We start from the raw sequence: 17671 nt of genomic DNA on the forward strand, positions 1-17671 counted from the left end.
AAACCCCTCATTGTGCAGAACGTGCTGGTGGGCCGTGCGTGCAGCCGTGCGTGCATCAGCTCAGCCCGATCTCGTCGTCGATGTAGCGCAGCAGCTCTTCCTCGCTGACCTCGCTCAGCTCGTCGACCCCCATGTCCTGGGCCCGGCCGCCGCCCGGCGCGGTGGCGGCGAGCGTCCTGGAGCGTTCCCGCCAGCGCAGCAGCAGGGTCTCCAGACGGGCCGTCAGCCTGTTGACCTCGGCCTCGTCGCGCTCGTCGTCGAGCATGGCTTCGAGACGGTCGACCGTCTCCCTGCCCCAGTCCTCGGCCTCCGTCGCGGGCAGCAGGATCGTGAGCAGATGGCCGGTGAGCGCCGCGGGCGTGGGGTAGTCGAAGACGAGCGTGGTGGGCAGCCTCGTACCGGCCGTCCGGGCCAGGCGGTTGCGGAGTTCGACGGCGGTCAGCGAGTCGAAGCCGAGCTCCGTGAACGGCCGGGTGGCCGAGATCTGGTCGCCCGCGCCGTACTTGAGGACCGCGGCGATCTGGCCGCGCACCGTCTCCAGGAGGGCTTCCTGCCGCTCGGCCGCGGGCAGCGCGGAGAGGCGGCTGCGCAGCGCCTGCGCGTCGTCCGGCGCCGTGGCGCGGCGCGGCGCGGCGCGCACCAGGCCGCGCAGCAGCGCGGGCGTGTCCTCACCGCCGCGCAGCTGGGCGCGGTCCAGCCGGACCGGCGCGGAGTGCGGCAGGCCGCTCGCGAGCGCGCGGTCGAAGAGGGCGAGTCCTTCCTCCGTGCTGAGCGGCAGGACACCGCCGGCGTTCATCCGCCGCAGGCCGGTCTCGCCGAGGGTGGCGGTGAGTTCGCTGGTCTCCTCCCACAGACCCCACGACAGCGACTGAGCCGCAAGACCCTCGGCACGACGCCGCACGGCCAACGCATCCAAGAACACATTCGCCGCCGCGTAATTGGCCTGACCCGGCGAACCGAACACACCAGCAGCCGACGAGAACAACACGAACAACTCCAGGCCGAGAGCCCGCGTCGCCTCATGCAAATACCACGCCGCATCCACCTTCGGCCGCAACACCGACACCAACCGCTCCGCCGTCAACCCCGACACCACACCGTCATCCACCGCACCCGCCGCATGCACCACACCACGCAACCCCGAAATCCCCGCCACCAACTCCCCCACCGCACCACGATCAGCCACATCACAAGCCACCACCCGCACCACCGCGCCCAGACCCACCAACTCATCCACCAACACACCCACACCCGGCGCCTGATCACCACGCCGACTCACCAACACCACATCACGCACACCATGCACACCCACCAAATGCCGCGCCACCGCAGCACCCACCACACCCGTACCACCCGTCACCAACACCGCACCACCACCAGGAAGCAGACCAACATCCGCACCCGCGGCCACCACAGCCAACCTGGGCACATACACATCCCCACCCCGCACAGCCAACTCCGGCTCCCCCGCGGCAACGGCCGCGGCCACCACAGAGGCAGGAACACCCTCCGCATCCACATCCGCGTCCACATCCACGAGCACGAACCGGTCGGGATGCTCCGACTGCGCCGAGCGCAAGAAGCCACGCACAGCGGCCTGCGTGAGGTCCACCGGGTCGCTGCTCGACACGGCGACGGCGCCATGGGTGACCACGGCGAGCCGTGCGTCGGCGAGCGCCTCGTCGGCGAGCCACTGCTGGGCGCGCGCGAGGGCTGCGGTCAGCGCCTCGTGGACCAGCTGTGGCAGGTGTTCGCCCTCGCTCTCCCGCTGCCCGGGGGTGACGAACGCGCTCGCGTCCAGAAGGACGAGCCGCACACCGTCGGCGACGGCGGCCTCGATCTGCTCCGCCGACCGCGTGCCGTCCCACAGGATCGAACTCGGCGCCTGTGCGGGCTCATCGAACGCACGGCGCTCCCAACTCACCTCGTAGAGCGAACGCGCCGCTGCCGCACCTGCCGAGCGGAGCCGGGCCGCGGTGACCGGACGCAGCTCGACCCGGTCCGCGCCGAGCAGCGCGATGCCCTCGGCATCGGTGACGCGCACCCGCAGGGCTCCGTCGCCGGCCGGGGACAGCAGGACCCGAACGATCCGGGCGCCGTCGACCGCCTCGTGGCCGGTGGCGGTGTCGAGGCCGCCGGCCCGCACCCGCACGCCCTGCCAGACGGCGGGCTGCAGGACTCCGGCGGTACCGGGACCGTCCGCGTCGGCAAGGCGCCAGGCGTGGCAGACGGACTCCAGGAGCGCGGCGCGCGGCGCGAGCCCTTCGACGGCCCGCTCGGGCAGCTCGACCTCGGCGTAGATGTCCTCGCCCGTGCGCCAGGCACCGCGCAGCCCCTGGAGGGCCGGACCGAACTGCTGCCCCTGGGCGAAGAGTTCGCCGTAGAGCCCGGCCGTGTCCGCCGGGGTGGCGTCGGCCGGCGGCCAGGTGCCCGCGAGCCGTGCGTACGCCTCGTCGGTCTCCTCGGCCCCGGGGTGCAGCTCGGCTGTGGCGTGCAGGGTCCACTCCGCGGTCGCGTCACCGTCGGGCTGCGCGTGGACGGTGAGGCGGCGGTGCCCGAAGTCGTCGGGCTCCGTGGCCATCACCTGGACGCGGACGGCGCCGTCGGGAGCCTGGAGCAGCGGTTCGTGCTGCTCCAGGTGTGCGACGCCGGGCAGGCCGAGGCGGTCCGCGGCGTACAGCGCCCAGTCGAGCAGGGCGCCGGCGGGCAGTACGGGCGTGTCGAGCACGGTGTGCTCCGCGGCCGAGGCCGCGGCCGGGGCGGTGAGCCTGCCGGTGAACAGGATGCTGTCCGTCCCGGCGGGGACGACGGCCGCGGCGAGCACCGGGTGGCCGGTGGCCTCCTGGCCGACACCGCCCGGGTCCCCGAAGTCGTTCGGCGCGTCGAGCCAGTAGCGCTCCCGCTGGAAGGCGTAGGTCGGCAGGTCGACGGCGGCGGCCCGCGCGTCCGGGGCCGGGGTGAGGGCGGTCCAGTCCACACCGAGGCCGCGGGTCCACAGGACGGCGGCGTTGCGGAGCAGGGCGGTGCGCTCGTTCTCGTCGCGGCGCAGGGTGCCGGTGACGACGACCTCTCGACCCCCGGCCCGCAGCGCGGCGTCCTCCAGGGCGGCGGTGGTGACCGGGTGCGGGCTGATCTCGACGAAGGTGTCGATGCCGCTCTCCATGAGGTCGGCGACGACCTGCGCGAAGCGCACCGGCTGACGGAGGTTGCGGTACCAGTACTCCGTGTCGGCCTCCCGGTCCCGCACGTCCTCACCGGTCACGGTGGAGCGCCAGGTCACCCGGGGCCGCGCCGCGCTGATGTCACCGAGCTCCTTGAGGAGGCGGTCCTTGATGAGCTCGACCTGGGGCCCGTGCGAGGGGTAGTCCACGGGGATGCGGCGAGCGCGGATCCCGTCGGACTCGCAGCCGTCCAGGAGCTGTTGCAGCGGTCCCTCGTCACCGGCGACGACGACCGCGCCGGGGCCGTTGACGGCGGCGATGACCACGCCGGTGGCGGGTTCGGCGCCGCCGGGGTTCGTGTACCGGTCGATGAGGGCCTGGGCCTCGTCGGCGGGCACGGTCAGTGAGGCCATGCCGCCGCGCCCGGCGAGCTCCTCGGCTATGACGCGGCTGCGCAGGGCCACGAGACGGGCGCCCTCGGCCAGGGTCAGGGCACCGGCCACGCAGGCCGCGGCGATCTCTCCCTGGGAGTGGCCGACGACCACGGAGGGCGTGATGCCGGAGTGCTGCCAGACCGTGGCGAGGGAGACCATGACGGCCCACAGGGCGGGCTGCACCACATCGACGCGCTCCAGGGCCTGCTTGTCGCCGAGGACGTCGAGCAGGTTCCAGTCCGCGTGCGGCGCGAGCGCGTCGGCGCATTCGCGCAGGGCTCCGGCGAACACCGGCGACGACTCCATCAGGCCGAGCGCCATGCCGGTCCACTGGGCGCCCTGGCCGGGGAAGACGAACGCGACCTTGGCGCCGGGGCGCACGGTACCGGCGACGAGCCCGGGGACCTCGGCGTCCTGGCGGGCCAGGCCCGCGAGCCCTTCGGCGAAGCCCTCGGGGCCGGCGGCGAGGACGACCGCGCGCTCGTCGAAGGCGGTACGGCCGCCGATGAGCGCGGCGGCCGTCGCCGCGGGCTCGGCCCGCGCGGCTGCGAAGGCGCGCAGTTGCTCGGCCTGGCCGCGCAGCGCGGCGGGGGACTTGGCCGAGACGAGCCACGGCAGTACGGCGCCTTCGACGGCGGCGAGCACGGGCTCGGGCCGCTCGGCACTCGGCTCCGGCTCGGCGGCCTCGGGGGCCTGTTCGAGGATGACGTGGGCGTTGGTTCCGCTGATGCCGAAGGAGGACACCGCCGCCCGCCGCGGCCTGCCCGTCTCCGGCCAGGCGACCGCCTCGGTCACCAGCTCTACGGCACCCGCCGTCCAGTCGACGTGCTCGCTGGGCCGCTCCACGTGCAGGGTCCGGGGCACGGCGGCGTGCCGCAGGGCGAGCACCATCTTCATGACGCCCGCGATTCCGGCGGCGGCCTGGGTGTGGCCGATGTTGGACTTCACCGAGCCGAGCAGCAGCGGCTGGTTGCCACCCCGCTCCTGCCCGTACGTGGCGAGCAGCGCCTGCGCCTCGATCGGGTCGCCCAGGGACGTACCCGTACCGTGCGCCTCCACCACGTCCACGTCGGACGCGGCGAGGCCCGCGTTGGCGAGCGCCTGACGGATGACCCGCTGCTGCGCGGGGCCGTTCGGCGCGGTCAGACCGTTCGACGCACCGTCCTGGTTGACGGCCGAGCCCCTGATGACGGCGAGGACGCGGTGGCCGTTGCGGCGCGCGTCCGAGAGCCGCTCGACGAGGACCACGCCCGCACCTTCGGCGACACCCATGCCGTCGGCCGCGTCGGAGAACGCCTTGCAGCGGCCGTCGTGCGCGAGGCCGCGCTGACGGGTGAACTCGGCGAAGATCGTCGGGGTCGACATCACGGTGACACCGCCGGCGAGCGCCAGGTCGCACTCGGCGCGCTGCAGGGCGCTGACGGCCATGTCCAGCGCGACCAGGGACGAGGAGCAGGCCGTGTCCACGGTCACTGCGGGGCCCTCGAAGCCGAGGGTGTAGGAGACCCGGCCGGTGGCCACACTGCCCGCGTTGCCGTTGCTGAGGAAGCCTGCGACGTCCTCGGGCACGGAGCGCAGGCGTGCCGCGTACTCGTGGTACATCAGGCCGGAGAACACGCCGGTCCTGCTGCCGCGCAGCTCCGTCGGGTCGACGCCCGCGCGCTCGATGGCCTCCCAGGACAGCTCCAGGAGCATCCGGTGCTGGGGGTCCATGGTCACGGCCTCGCGCGGGGAGATCCCGAAGAAGGAGGCGTCGAAGTCGGCGGCGTCGTGCAGGAATCCGCCCTGATCCACCAGGGAGGTGCCGGGGCGCTCGCCGGTGGGGTCGAAGAACGAGTCGAGGGCCCAGTCGCGGTCCGTCGGGAAGCCGCTGATGCCCTCACGACCGTCGGCGAGCATCTGCCACAGCTCGTCGGGCGAGTCGACGTGGCCGGGGAAACGGCAGCTCATGCCAATGATCGCGATGGGCTCGTCGTCCGCCACGACCCGCGCGACCTCGCTGCGCTGGCGCGCGGCCGTGCCGGCCAGGAGGCCGTGCAGGTGGGCGCCGAGCGCGGCCGGTGTCGGGTAGTCGAACACCAGGGTCGCGGGCAGGCGGTTGCCGGTGAGTTCGCCCAGCCGGTTGCGCAGCTCCACCGCGGTCAGGGAGTCGAAGCCGAGGTCCTTGAAGCCGCGCTGGGCGGGCACCGCTTCCGCGCCGGAGTGGCCCAGTACGGTGGCCACTTGGGCCCGGACGAGGTCGACGAGCATGCTCTCGCGCCCGTCCTCGGGCGTCGCCTCGTACTGCGCACGCCAACCGCGGCCCCCGGGGGTGCCGGTGGTGCGGCGCGCGGGGGTGCGGACCAGGGCGCGCAACAGCGGTGGCACCTGCTGGCCTTCGGCGCGGGCGCGGGACAGGTCGAGGCGTACGGGAACCAGGTGCGGGGCGTCGAGGGCCAGCGACCGGTCGAAGAGGGCGAGGCCTTCCTCGGTGCCGAGGGCCTGCAGTCCACCGCGGCCGAGCCGGGCCTTGTCGGTTTCACCGAGGGTGGCGGTGAGTTCACTGGTCTCCTCCCACAGACCCCACGACAAGGACTGAGCCGCAAGACCCTCGGCACGACGCCGCACGGCCAACGCGTCCAAGAACACATTCGCCGCCGCGTAATTGGCCTGACCCGGCGAACCGAACACACCAGCAGCCGACGAGAACAACACGAACAACTCCAGGCCGAGAGCCCGCGTCGCCTCATGCAAATACCACGCCGCATCCACCTTCGGCCGCAACACCGAAGCCAACCGCTCCGCCGTCAACCCCGACACCACACCGTCATCCACCGCACCCGCCGCATGCACCACACCACGCAACCCCGCGATCCCCGCCACCAACTCCCCCACCGCACCACGATCAGCCACATCACAAGCCACCACCCGCACCACCGCGCCCAGACCCACCAACTCATCCACCAACACACCCACACCCGGCGCCTGATCACCACGCCGACTCACCAACACCACATCACGCACACCATGCACACCCACCAAATGCCGCGCCACCGCGGCACCCACCACACCCGTACCACCCGTCACCAACACCGCACCACCACCCGACCACGACGACACACCACCACCCGAAACCACACCGACATCCGCGCCGATCAGAGCCAGCCTGGGCACATACGCATCCCCGCCACGCAGAGCCAACTCCGGCTCCCCCGCCACCACAGCCGCAGCCACAACAGCCGCAGGAACACTCACCACTTCCGCATCCACATCCACCAACACGAACCGGTCGGGATGCTCCGACTGCACCGAACGCACGAAGCCACGCACAGCCGCCTGCACCGGGTCGGGCAGCTCCTCGGGCTCGATGCCGACGGCGCCGCGGGTGACCACGGCGAGCCTGACCCGGGCGGGCGCCTCCCGGGCGAGCCACTCCTGGACGCGGGCCAGCACGACGCCGGTCATGGCATGGGTCGCAGCCGGTATGTCGTCGCCGCCGGGCACGTCCTGGACGGTGCAGTCGAGGAGGACCAACTCGGGCTCTTCAGCGAGGACTTCGTCGAGCGGGGTGCCCGGGTGCCAGGAGACGGTGAGAGGTGCGGCAGCGGTCGCGGGCTGCCAGGCGTCCCAGCGCGGGACGTACAGCGACCGGCTGGAATCCGCCGCGCGCACGTCGGCGGCGGCGAGCGGGCGCAGCACGAGCTCGTCCACGGAGGCGACGGGCGTGCCCACGGCATCCGTGGCCAGCAGCCGTACGCCGTCGCCGTCGCCACCGGCCGCGGTCAGCCGGACGCGCAGCGAGGTGGCGCCGTCGGTCCAGGTCTGTACGCCGGACCAGGCGAACGGGAGGCGCACGGCGCCCTCGTCCCCGAACAGGCCGCCCAGGCCCATGGCGTGGAGGGCGGCGTCGAGGAGAGCGGGGTGGGCGAGGAAGTCGGCGGCGGCCGCCTCCTCGGGCAGGGCCACTTCGGCGAACACCTCGCCGCCGCGGCGCCAGACGGACCGCAGGCCCTGGAAGGCGGGGCCGTACTCGTAGCCGCGCTCGAACAGCGCGCCGTAGAAGTCGCCCTTCTCGACGGCGGTGGCGCCGACGGGAGGCCAGGTGCCCTGGAGATCAGCGAACTCCTGTGACTCTCGGGGCTCTTCGGCCGTGAGGGTGGCGGTGGCGTGCCGGATCCACTCGGCGGGCTCCTCCTGGTCGGCGGTGCCGGTCCTGGAGTGGATCGTGGCGGTCCGCGCGCCGGACTCGTCGGCCTCGGCGACCTGGACCTGGAGGGTGACGCCGGTGTCCGCGGTGAGGGTGAGGGGGCGCTCCAAGGTGAGCTCCCGAACCCGGCCGCAGCCGCTCTCCCGGCCCGCGGTGAGGGCGAGTTCGAGGAAGGCGGTGCCGGGAAGGAGCACGGTCCCCAGGAGGACGTGGTCGGCCAGCCAGGGGTGCGTCGGCAGGGAGATCCTGCCGGTGAAGACGGCGGCGCCGGACTCGGCGGGAATCGTGGCGGCGGCGAGCAGCGGGTGGGCGACGGGGTCGAGCCCGATGCCCGCGGCGTCCCCGGTGCCGGCGGGACCCTCCATCCAGAAACGGCGCCGCTGGAACGGATACGTCGGCAGTTCGGCCACGTCGGTCAGGCCGGCCGGGGTCGCGCTGGTGGCCGCGCCCTCCAGGAAGGTGTCCCAGGAGAGGGCGGCGCCGCGGGTCCACAGGGTGGCGGCGGCGCGGGTCAGGGCCGTGCTCTCGTCGTGGTCCCGGCGGAGCGTCCCCGAGACCACCACGTCGTCACGGCCCGCCGCGGCCGCGAGGTCCTCGATGGCGGGGGCGATCACCGGGTGCGGGCTGATCTCGACGAACGTGTCGATGCCGTGGTCGAGGAGGGCGGTGACCGTCTCGGCGAACCGCACGGGCTCGCGCAGGTTCCGGTACCAGTACTGCGCGTCGGCGCTGCTCCCGGCGAGGGGCTGCACGGTCACCGACGAGTACATCGGTACGGACCCGGCGCGGGGCGCGATGGGTGCGGCGACCTGGAGGAGCCGGTCGCGGATGCTCTCGACGTGCGGGGTGTGGGACGCGTAGTCGACCGGGATTGTGCGGGCGCGGACACCCGCGGCCCCGGCGGCCTCGGAGACCTCGGCCAGCGCCTCGGGGGCGCCGGCGACGACGGTCGCGCCGGGGCCGTTGACAGCGGCCAGCCACACGCCGTCGCGTCCACCGAGAAGTTCGGCGGCGCGCTCGGCGGAGGCGGCCAGGGAGACCATGCCACCCTGCCCCGCGAGGTCCTCGGCGATGGTGCGGCTGCGCAGCGCGACCAGGCGCGCCCCGTCCGCGAGGGAGAGGATGCCGGCGGCGCAGGCGGCGGCGATCTCACCCTGGGAGTGCCCCACCACGACCTCGGGCGTGACGCCCGCGGCCTGCCAGACCTTGGCGAGGGAGACCATGACGGCCCACAGGGCGGGCTGCACCACATCGACGCGCTCCAGGGCCTGTTCGTCGCCGAGGACGTCGAGCAGGTTCCAGTCCGCGTGCGGCGCCAGTGCGTCGGCGCACTCGCGCATGGCCTCGGCGAAGACCGGCGAGGCCTTGAGGAGTCCGGTGGCCATGCCGGTCCACTGGGAGCCCTGGCCGGGGAAGACGAACGCGACCTTGGCGCCGGGGCGTGCGACGCCGTGCACCAGGCCGGGCGCGTCCGCCGTGCCGTCGGCGAGCGAGGCGAGGGCCGCGGGGCGCTCGTCGCCGAAGACGACGGCGCGGTGGGTGAAGGAGGCCCGGGTGCGGACCAGGGCGGCGGCCACGGCGTCCGCGTCGGGGGCGCCCGGGTCGGCGAGGAAGGTCCGCAGCGTGCCGCCCTGCTCGTACAGCGCGGCGGCGTTCTTGGCGGACAGCGGCCAGGGAGCGGGGACGCCGGTGAGCACCGGGATCGCCGCGTCGCCCGTGGACGGCTCCTCGGCCTCCGGCTCGGGCGCCTCGGGGGTCTCGGGGGCCTGTTCGAGGATGACGTGGGCGTTGGTTCCGCTGATGCCGAAGGAGGACACCGCCGCCCGCCGCGGCCTGCCCGTCGCCGGCCAGGCGACCGCCTCGGTCACCAGCTCCACGGCACCCGCCGTCCAGTCGACGTGCGGGGTGGGCTCGTCCACGTTCAGGGTGGGCGGCACCACGCCGTGCCGCAGGGCGAGCACCATCTTCATGACGCCCGCGACCCCGGCCGTCGACTGCGTGTGGCCGATGTTGGACTTCACCGAGCCGAGCAGCAGCGGGCGGCCTTCCGGACGGTCCTGGCCGTACGTGGCGAGCAGCGCCTGGGCCTCGATCGGGTCGCCCAGGGTCGTGCCGGTGCCGTGCGCCTCCACCACGTCCACGTCGGACGCGGCGAGGCCCGCGTTGGCGAGCGCCTGACGGATGACCCGCTGCTGCGAAGGCCCGTTCGGCGCGGTCAGACCGTTCGACGCACCGTCCTGATTGACGGCCGAGCCCTTGATGACGGCGAGGACGCGGTGGCCGTTGCGGCGCGCGTCCGAGAGCCGCTCGACGAGGACCACGCCGACGCCCTCGCCCCAGGCGGTGCCGTCGGCCGCGGCCGCGAACGCCTTGACGAGGCCGTCCTGGGACAGCCCGCGCTGCTTGCTGAACTCGGTGAAGGCGGCCGGCGTCGACATCACCATCACGCCGCCCACCACGGCCAGCGAGCTCTCCTTGCTGCGCAGCGACTGCGCGGCGAGGTGCAGCGCGGTCAGCGAGGAGGAACAGGCGGTGTCGACGGTGACGGCGGGCCCCTCGAACCCGTACGTGTAGGAGAGGCGGCCGGAGAGGATGCTGGAGGCGGTGCCGGTCAGCAGGTAGCCCTCGCTGTCCTGCGTGGTGCCCACGTTCGAGCCGTAGCCGGACAGGACGCCGCCGACGAAGACCCCCGCGTTCTCGCCGCGCAGCGTGGCCGGGTCGATCCCGGCCCGCTCGAACGCCTCCCAGGAGGCCTCCAGGAGGACCCGCTGCTGCGGGTCCATGGCGAGGGCCTCGCGCGGGGATATCTCGAAGAACTCGGCGTCGAAGTCCGCGGCGCCGTCGATGAATCCGCCCTTGCGGATGTACGAGCTGTGCGGGCGCAGTCCCTCCGGGTCGTAGAGGGCCCCCAGGTCCCACCCGCGGTCCGCGGGGAAGTCCGCGATACCCGCGCGCCCCCCGGCGACCAGCTCCCACAGCTCCTCGGGGGTCCGCACCCCACCGGGGAACCGGCAGCTCATGCCGATGACGGCGAGCGGCTCACGGGCGGCCTCCTCGACGGCGCGCAGCCGTGCGTAGGAGTCGCGGGCGTCGGCAACCGCCTGCTTCAGGTACTCGCGGAGCTTCTGCTCGTTCGACATCCAGTCCTCTTCCGGTCCAGCAGATTTCAGTCAGCGGGTGGATTCACGTGGCGGCGGGGCGGCCCGCCCGCCGGTCAGCTGGACCATGGCTTGTTGTCCATCAGCTCGAACAGTTCCGCGTCGCTCACGTCGGTCAGGCTGACCGGGTCGCTCACGGCCTCGCGACCGGTCCACTTCGTGAGGACCGACCGCAGCCGCACGGTGAGGTCCGCGCGCCGCGGGTCGTCCGCGGTGACCTCGTCGAGCAGCGCCTCCAGAGCGGTGAGCCGGCTCGCGGCGAGCGCGGCCGGGTCGATCTCCGGGAGCAGTTGCTGCTTGAGGTGTGCTGCGACGGCCGCGGGCGTGGGGTGGTCGAACAGCACGGTGACCGAGAGCCGCAGACCGGTGATGGCGTTGAGCCGGTTGCGCAGCTCGACGGTGGTGAGCGAGTCGAAGCCGAGGTTCTTGAACGGCCGTTCGGCGCCCACGGTCTCGATGTCCTCGTGGCCGAGGACCACCGAGGCCTGCCGGCGCACCTCCTCGGTGAGCAGTTCCTCGCACTCCTTCGGGGACAGCCGCGCCAGTCGCTCGGCGAACCCGCCGCCCGCCCCGGTGTCCGCGGCGGCGGACGCCGTCCGCTTGGCGGGGGCCTTGGCCAGACCGCGCAGCAGGGGCGCGACGTCGCCGGTGAACCTGGAGGTGTCCAGTTGCACGGGGACGGTGTGGGTGTGGTTGTCGCCGGTGGCGGCGTCGAAGAGGGCGAGACCGTCGGCGGTGGACAGGGCGCGTACACCGGTACGTGCCATCCGGTCGAGGTCGGCCTGGTCGAGCTCGCCGGTGATCCCGCTGGCCTGCGCCCACAGCCCCCAGGACAGGGACTGTGCGGGCAGTCCGAGGCGGCGGCGGTGGTGCGCGAGGCCGTCCAGGAAGGCGTTGGCCGCGGCGTAGTTGCCCTGGCCGGGCGCGCCGAACACGCCGGAGGCGGAGGAGAACAACGCGAACAGGGCGAGGTCCTTGCCGCGGGTGAGCTCGTGCAGGTGCCAAGCGGCATCGGCCTTGGGGCGCAGCACCGTGTCGAACCGCTCGCCGTTCAGGGCCGTGATCACTCCGTCGTCGATGACGCCCGCGGCATGCACCACGCCCCGCAGGTCGTCGATGTCGCCCAGCAGGCGTACGACGTCCGCACGTTCGGCGACGTCCGCGGCCACGACGCGGGCCGCGGCGCCCAGTTCGGCGAGCTCCGCGACGAGTTCGGCGGCGCCGGGCGCCTCGGGGCCGCGGCGGCTGGTGAGCACCAGGTCCGTGACGCCGTACCGCTCGGCCAGGTGCCGGGCCACGGAGGCGCCGATGGAGCCGGTGCCGCCGGTGACCAGGACGGTGCCGTCCAGGGTCGCCGTGGGGACGGTGAGGGCGACCTTGCCGACGTGCTTGGCCTGGCTGAGGTAGCGGAAGGCCTCGGGCGCCCGGCGGGTGTCCCAGGTGGTCACCGGCAGCTGGGAGAGCACGCCCTCCTCGAAGAGCCGCGCGAGGTGGGTGAGCATCTCGCCGATGCGCTCGGCGCCCGCCTCACCGAGGTCGAAGGAGCGGTAGAAGGTGCCGGGCCAGGAGGCGCCCACCGCCTCCGGCTCACGGATGTCGGTCTTGCCCATCTCGATGAACCGGCCCTCGGGGACCAGGAGGTCGAGCGAGGCGTCGGTGAACTCCCGTGCCAGGCAGTTGAGGACGATGTCGACGCCCCGGCCGCCGCTCGCGGCGCGGAAGGTCTCGGCGAAGTCCAGGGTGCGCGAGGAGGCGAGGCGTTCGGCGGGGATGCCGGAGGCGCGCACGGTCGGCCACTTGGGCTCGCTGGCGGTGGCGTACACCTCGATGCCCCAGTGGCGTGCGAGCTGGACGGCGGCCATGCCGACGCCGCCGGCCGCGGCGTGGATCAGCAGCGACTCGCCCTCCTTGGCGCGGGCGAGGTCCTGCAGCGCGTAGTAGGCCGTGAGGAACACGGTGGGCACGGCGGCGGCCTGGGCGAAGGACCATCCGGTGGGAATCGGCGCGACGGTGCGGGCGTCGGTGACGGCCAGCGGTCCCGCGTAGGCGCCGTGCAACAGGCCCATGACGCGGTCGCCGACGCGCACGCCGGTGACGCCGGGGCCGACCTCGGCGACGAAGCCGGCGCCCTCGGAGCCGAAGCCCATCTCGGTGAAGGACTTGGCGACGTCGACCACGCCGAGGGCGAGCAGGACGTCGCGGAAGTTCACGCCGGTCGCCCGGACCTCGATGCGCACCTGGCCGTCGGCCAGCGGTGCCTCGGCCTGGGGGCACGACACGAGCCGCAGTCCTTCGAGGGTGCCGCTGCCGTCCACGTCGAGGCTCCACGCGCCGTCGGCGGGCGGAACGAGGGTGTCGGCCGGTACCACGCGGACGAGCCGGGGCACCAGCGGGGCGCCCGCGCGCACCACGCTCTCCGTCTCCCCCGCGGTCACGGCGGCGGCGACGGCGGCGGGCAGGGCGGCGGCCGAGCGGGCGTCGCCGTCCAGGTCGATCTGGACGATCCTGCCGGGGTTCTCGGAGCAGGCCGAGCGCACCAGGCCGCGGACCGCGGACTGCACCGGGTCGATGCCGTCGCCGGGCACGGCGGCGGCTCCGCCACGGGTGACGACCGCGAGGGTGGCGGCCACGGTCTCCTCGGCGGCGAGCCAGGCCTGCAGCGCGTCGAGGACGGCGCCGGTCACCTCGCGGGTGGCGGCCAAGGTGTCGTCGCCTCCCGCGGGCACGGGCAGCAGCACCACGCCGGGCAGTTCCCCGCCGGTGCGTACGGACTCCTGGAGCGCGGCGAGGTCGGCGAACCGGACGGCTCCCCCGGCGCCCGCGGCGAGGTCGCCCGCGCTCCCGAGCACGGCCGGGCTCTGCCCGGACGGCGCGGGGGCCTCGGGCAACGTGACCCAGTCGAGGCGGAACAGGCCGTCCACGCGCGGCCGTTCGCGGATATCGGCGCCGACCACGGGCCGCGAGGTGAGCTCGTCGACCGTGAGCACGGGCAGACCCGCGGAGTCGGTCATCGTCAGGGAGAGGGAGCCGGCGGCGGTCGGGGTGAGCCGGACGCGGGCCGCGGTGGCTCCGGTGGCGTGCAGGCGTACCCCGCCGAAGGAGAACGGCAGCCTCGGCTCGACGTCGCCGTCCTGGTCGAGGGCGGTGGCGATCTGGCTGTGCAGGGCCGCGTCGAACAGCGCCGGGTGCACGCCGAAGCGGGCCGCGTCCGCGCCGCCCCGCTCGTCCAGGGCGACCTCGGCGAAGAGTTCGTCGCCGCGCCGCCACAGGGCGCGCAGCCCCTGGAAGGCGGGGCCGTAGGCGTAGCCCCACTCGGTCAGTCGCTCGTACAGGCCCTCGACCGGAACCGGCGTGGCGTCGGCCGGCGGCCAGGCGGACGGCTCGGCCACGGGCGCGGCGGCGGACTCCGCGGTCAGGGTGCCACTGGCGTGGCCCGTCCACTCCTGCGCGCCACCGTCGCCGCCGGCGGGGCGGGAGAAGATCCGCACCTGACGGGCACCGGTCCGGTCGGCCTCGCCGACGGTGACCTGGACGTCGACGCCGGGTCCTTCGGCGGCCAGGGCCAGCGGACTCTCCAGGATGAGTTCGGTGACCTGGTCGCAGCCGGCGTACTCACCCGCACGCAGGGCGAGTTCGACCAGAGCGGTACCGGGCACCAGGACACGGCCGAGGACCTGGTGGTCGGCGAGCCAGGGATGGGTGCGGGTGGAGATCCTGCCGGTGAGTACGTAGCGGTCGCCGTCGGCGGCCTCGACGCCCGCGGACAGCAGCGGGTGCCCCACGAGGGAGAGCCCGGCGCCGGAGACGTCGGCCGCGCCGCCGGTACCCGCGGGGAGCCAGTAGCGGCGGCGCTGGAAGGCGTAGGTGGGCAGGTCGACGACGCCGGTGGCGTCGGCGGCATCGGTGGCGTACACGGCGTCCCAGTCGACGTGGACGCCGCCGGTCCACAGCTGGGCCAGGGAGGTCAGGAGCCTGCGGATGCCGCCGTCGTTCCTGCGCAGGGTGCCGGTGACGGTGGCGGCGCGGGCGCCCGCCGGCTGGTTCGCGACCGCGTCCTGGACCGCGGTCAGCAGGACCGGGTGCGGGCTGACCTCCACGAAGGCGGTGTTGCCCTCGTCCAGGAGCAGTTGGATGGTCTCGTGGAAGCGGACGGGCTCGCGCAGGTTGCGGTACCAGTACTCGGCGTCGAGCGTCTCGCCGGGCACGGGCCCGGCGGTGACGGTCGAGTACATCGGGGTGTCCCCGGCGCGCGGGGCGACCGGCGCGGCGAGGTCGAGGAGCTGTTCGCGCACCCGCTCGGTGTGCGGGGTGTGGGACGCGTACTCGATGCCGACCTTCCGCGGCCGCAGCCCGGCGGCCTCGGCCTCGGCGTTCACCTCGGCGAGCGCGTCGAGGTCGCCGGCCACGACGGTGGACTCGGGGCCGTTGACCGAGGCGATCCACACGCCGGCCCGGCCCCCGATGAGCGCGGCGGCCCGCTCGGGCGTCGCGGAGAGCGAGTACATGGCGCCCTTGCCCGACAGGTGCTCGTTGAACACCCGGCTGCGCAGGGCCACGAGGCGGGCACCGTCCGCCAGCGACAGCGCACCGGCCGCGCAGGCGGCGGCGATCTCGCCCTGCGAGTGGCCGACGACGGCGGCGGGCACGACGCCCAGGGAGCGCCACAGCCGGGCGAGGGAGACCATGACGGACCACAGCACGGGCTGGACGACGTCGTCGCGCTCCAGCTTCTCGCCGCTGCGCAGCAGTGCGACCGGGTCCCAGTCGAGGTGCTGGGCCAGCGCGTCGGCGCACTCGCGCATGGCCTCGGCGAACACCGGGGACGCGGCCATGAGGTCGATGGCCATGCCCGCCCACTGGGAACCCTGGCCGGGGAAGACGAACACCACCTTCGCGTCGGACGAGGCGGCCTCGCCCGTCGTGACGTGCGCGGAGGTCTCCTGCCCGGCGACGGCATCGAGACCGGCGAGCAGCCCGTCCCGCTCCCCCGACAGGATGACGGCACGGTGGCGCAGCGCGGTGCGGTGCAGGGCGAGCGAGCGGCCGGTGCCGAGGATGTCCGCGGCGGTGTCCGCGGCGAACTCGCTCAGCCGGGAGGCCTGTTCACGCAGGGCGCCGGGGGTGTGGCCCGAGACGACCCACGGCACGGTGTCGCCGTGCGCGGCGAGCGGCGCGGGGGCCTCGGAGGGTAAGGCGGCCGAACCGGCCCCGCCGACCTCGACGGTCTCGACCGTCTCGGCTGCCTCGTGGTCGAACTGCTCCAGGATCACGTGGGCGTTGGTGCCGCTCACGCCGAAGGCGGAGATGCCCGCGCGGCGCGGCTGCCCGGTACTCGGCCAGTCGGTGATCTCGGTGACGAGGCGGACGTCGCCCGTTGTCCAGTCGACGTGCGGGGTGGGCGCGTCCACGTTCAGGGTCGGCGGCACGACGCCGCGCTGGAGGGCGAGCACGGTCTTGATGACGCCGGCCACGCCCGCGGCGGCCGCCGTGTGGCCGATGTTGGACTTCACGGAACCGAGCAGCAGCGGGCGGCCTTCGGGGCGGTCCTGGCCGTACGTGGCGAGCAGCGCCTGGGCCTCGATCGGGTCGCCGAGCGTGGTACCGGTACCGTGCGCCTCGACGACGTCGACCTCGGCGGCCGCCAGCCGGGCGTTGCCGAGCGCCTGGCGGATGACGCGCTGCTGCGCGGGACCGTTGGGCGCGGTCAATCCGTTGGACGCGCCGTCCTGGTTGACGGCGGAGCCGCGCAGCACGGCGAGGACGCGGTGGCCGTTGCGGAGCGCGTCCGAGAGCCGTTCGACGAGCAGCACGCCGACGCCCTCGCCCCAGGCGGTGCCGTCGGCCCCGGCCGCGAAGGCCTTGACGCGGCCGTCGGAGGCGAGGCCCTGCTGCTTGGTGAACTCGGTGAACATGCTGGGCGTCGACATGATCGTCACGCCGCCCGCGAGGGCCATCGTGCACTCGCCCTTGCGCAGTGCGTGCGCGGCCAGGTGCAGCGCGACCAGGGAGGACGAGCAGGCCGTGTCGACGGTGAGCGCCGGGCCCTCGAAGCCGAAGGTATAGGCGATGCGGCCGGAGGCGACGCTCGCGGCGTTGCCGATGCCCATGAAGCCGGCCAGCTCGGGCTGGTTGTTGCCGAGCATCAAGGTGGCGTAGTCCTGGCCGTTGGTGCCGACGAACACGCCCGTCCTGCTGCCGCGCAGCGCCCTGGAGTCGATCCCGGCCCGCTCGATGGCCTCCCAGGAGGTCTCCAGGAGGAGGCGCTGCTGCGGGTCCATGGCCAGGGCCTCGCGCGGCGAGATCCCGAAGAAGTCCGCGTCGAAGTCAGGGGCGTCGTGCAGGAACGCGGCGGCGCGGGTGGCCGATCCCGCCTCCTGACCGGGGCCGCCCTCGAAGAGCGCGGCCAGGTCCCAGCCGCGGTCCGTGGGGAACTCGCCGACCCCGTCGGCCCCTTGGAGCACCAGCTGCCACAGCTGCTCGGGGGAGGCTACGCCGCCGGGGAACCGGCAGCCCATCCCCACGATGGCGATCGGCTCCCGCTCGGCGTCCTCGACCTCGCGCAGTCGGCCGCGGACCTTGTGCAGGTCGGCGCTGACCCGCTTGAGGTAGTCGAGAGTCTTGTCCTCATCCATGGTGGATCCCATTCGTGTGTCTCGCCGCATGAGGCCTTGCCGCTCGCCGTTCGTGCGCGCGGTTCTACCGGGGTGCGCCGGCTCGTTGGTGCTCAGGGGC

Annotated in this window: 2 protein-coding genes; both read right to left on the reverse strand. The window is 74.0% G+C overall.

What is annotated here, in order from left to right; genetic code table 11:
• Positions 1-55 precede the first annotated feature (55 nt).
• A complete protein-coding gene (locus tag ACIQWR_RS31365; protein ID WP_404016677.1) occupies positions 56-10951 on the reverse strand; it encodes a type I polyketide synthase in 10896 nt (3631 codons plus the stop codon).
• Positions 10952-10995: 44 nt separating this feature from the next.
• Entirely contained in the window at positions 10996-17667 is a 6672-nt protein-coding gene (locus tag ACIQWR_RS31370) for an SDR family NAD(P)-dependent oxidoreductase (RefSeq protein WP_404016680.1), read from the reverse strand.
• Positions 17668-17671 lie beyond the last annotated feature (4 nt).

It is taken from the genome of Streptomyces sp. NPDC098789 (assembly GCF_044759975.1).
GTDB lineage: Bacteria > Actinomycetota > Actinomycetes > Streptomycetales > Streptomycetaceae > Streptomyces.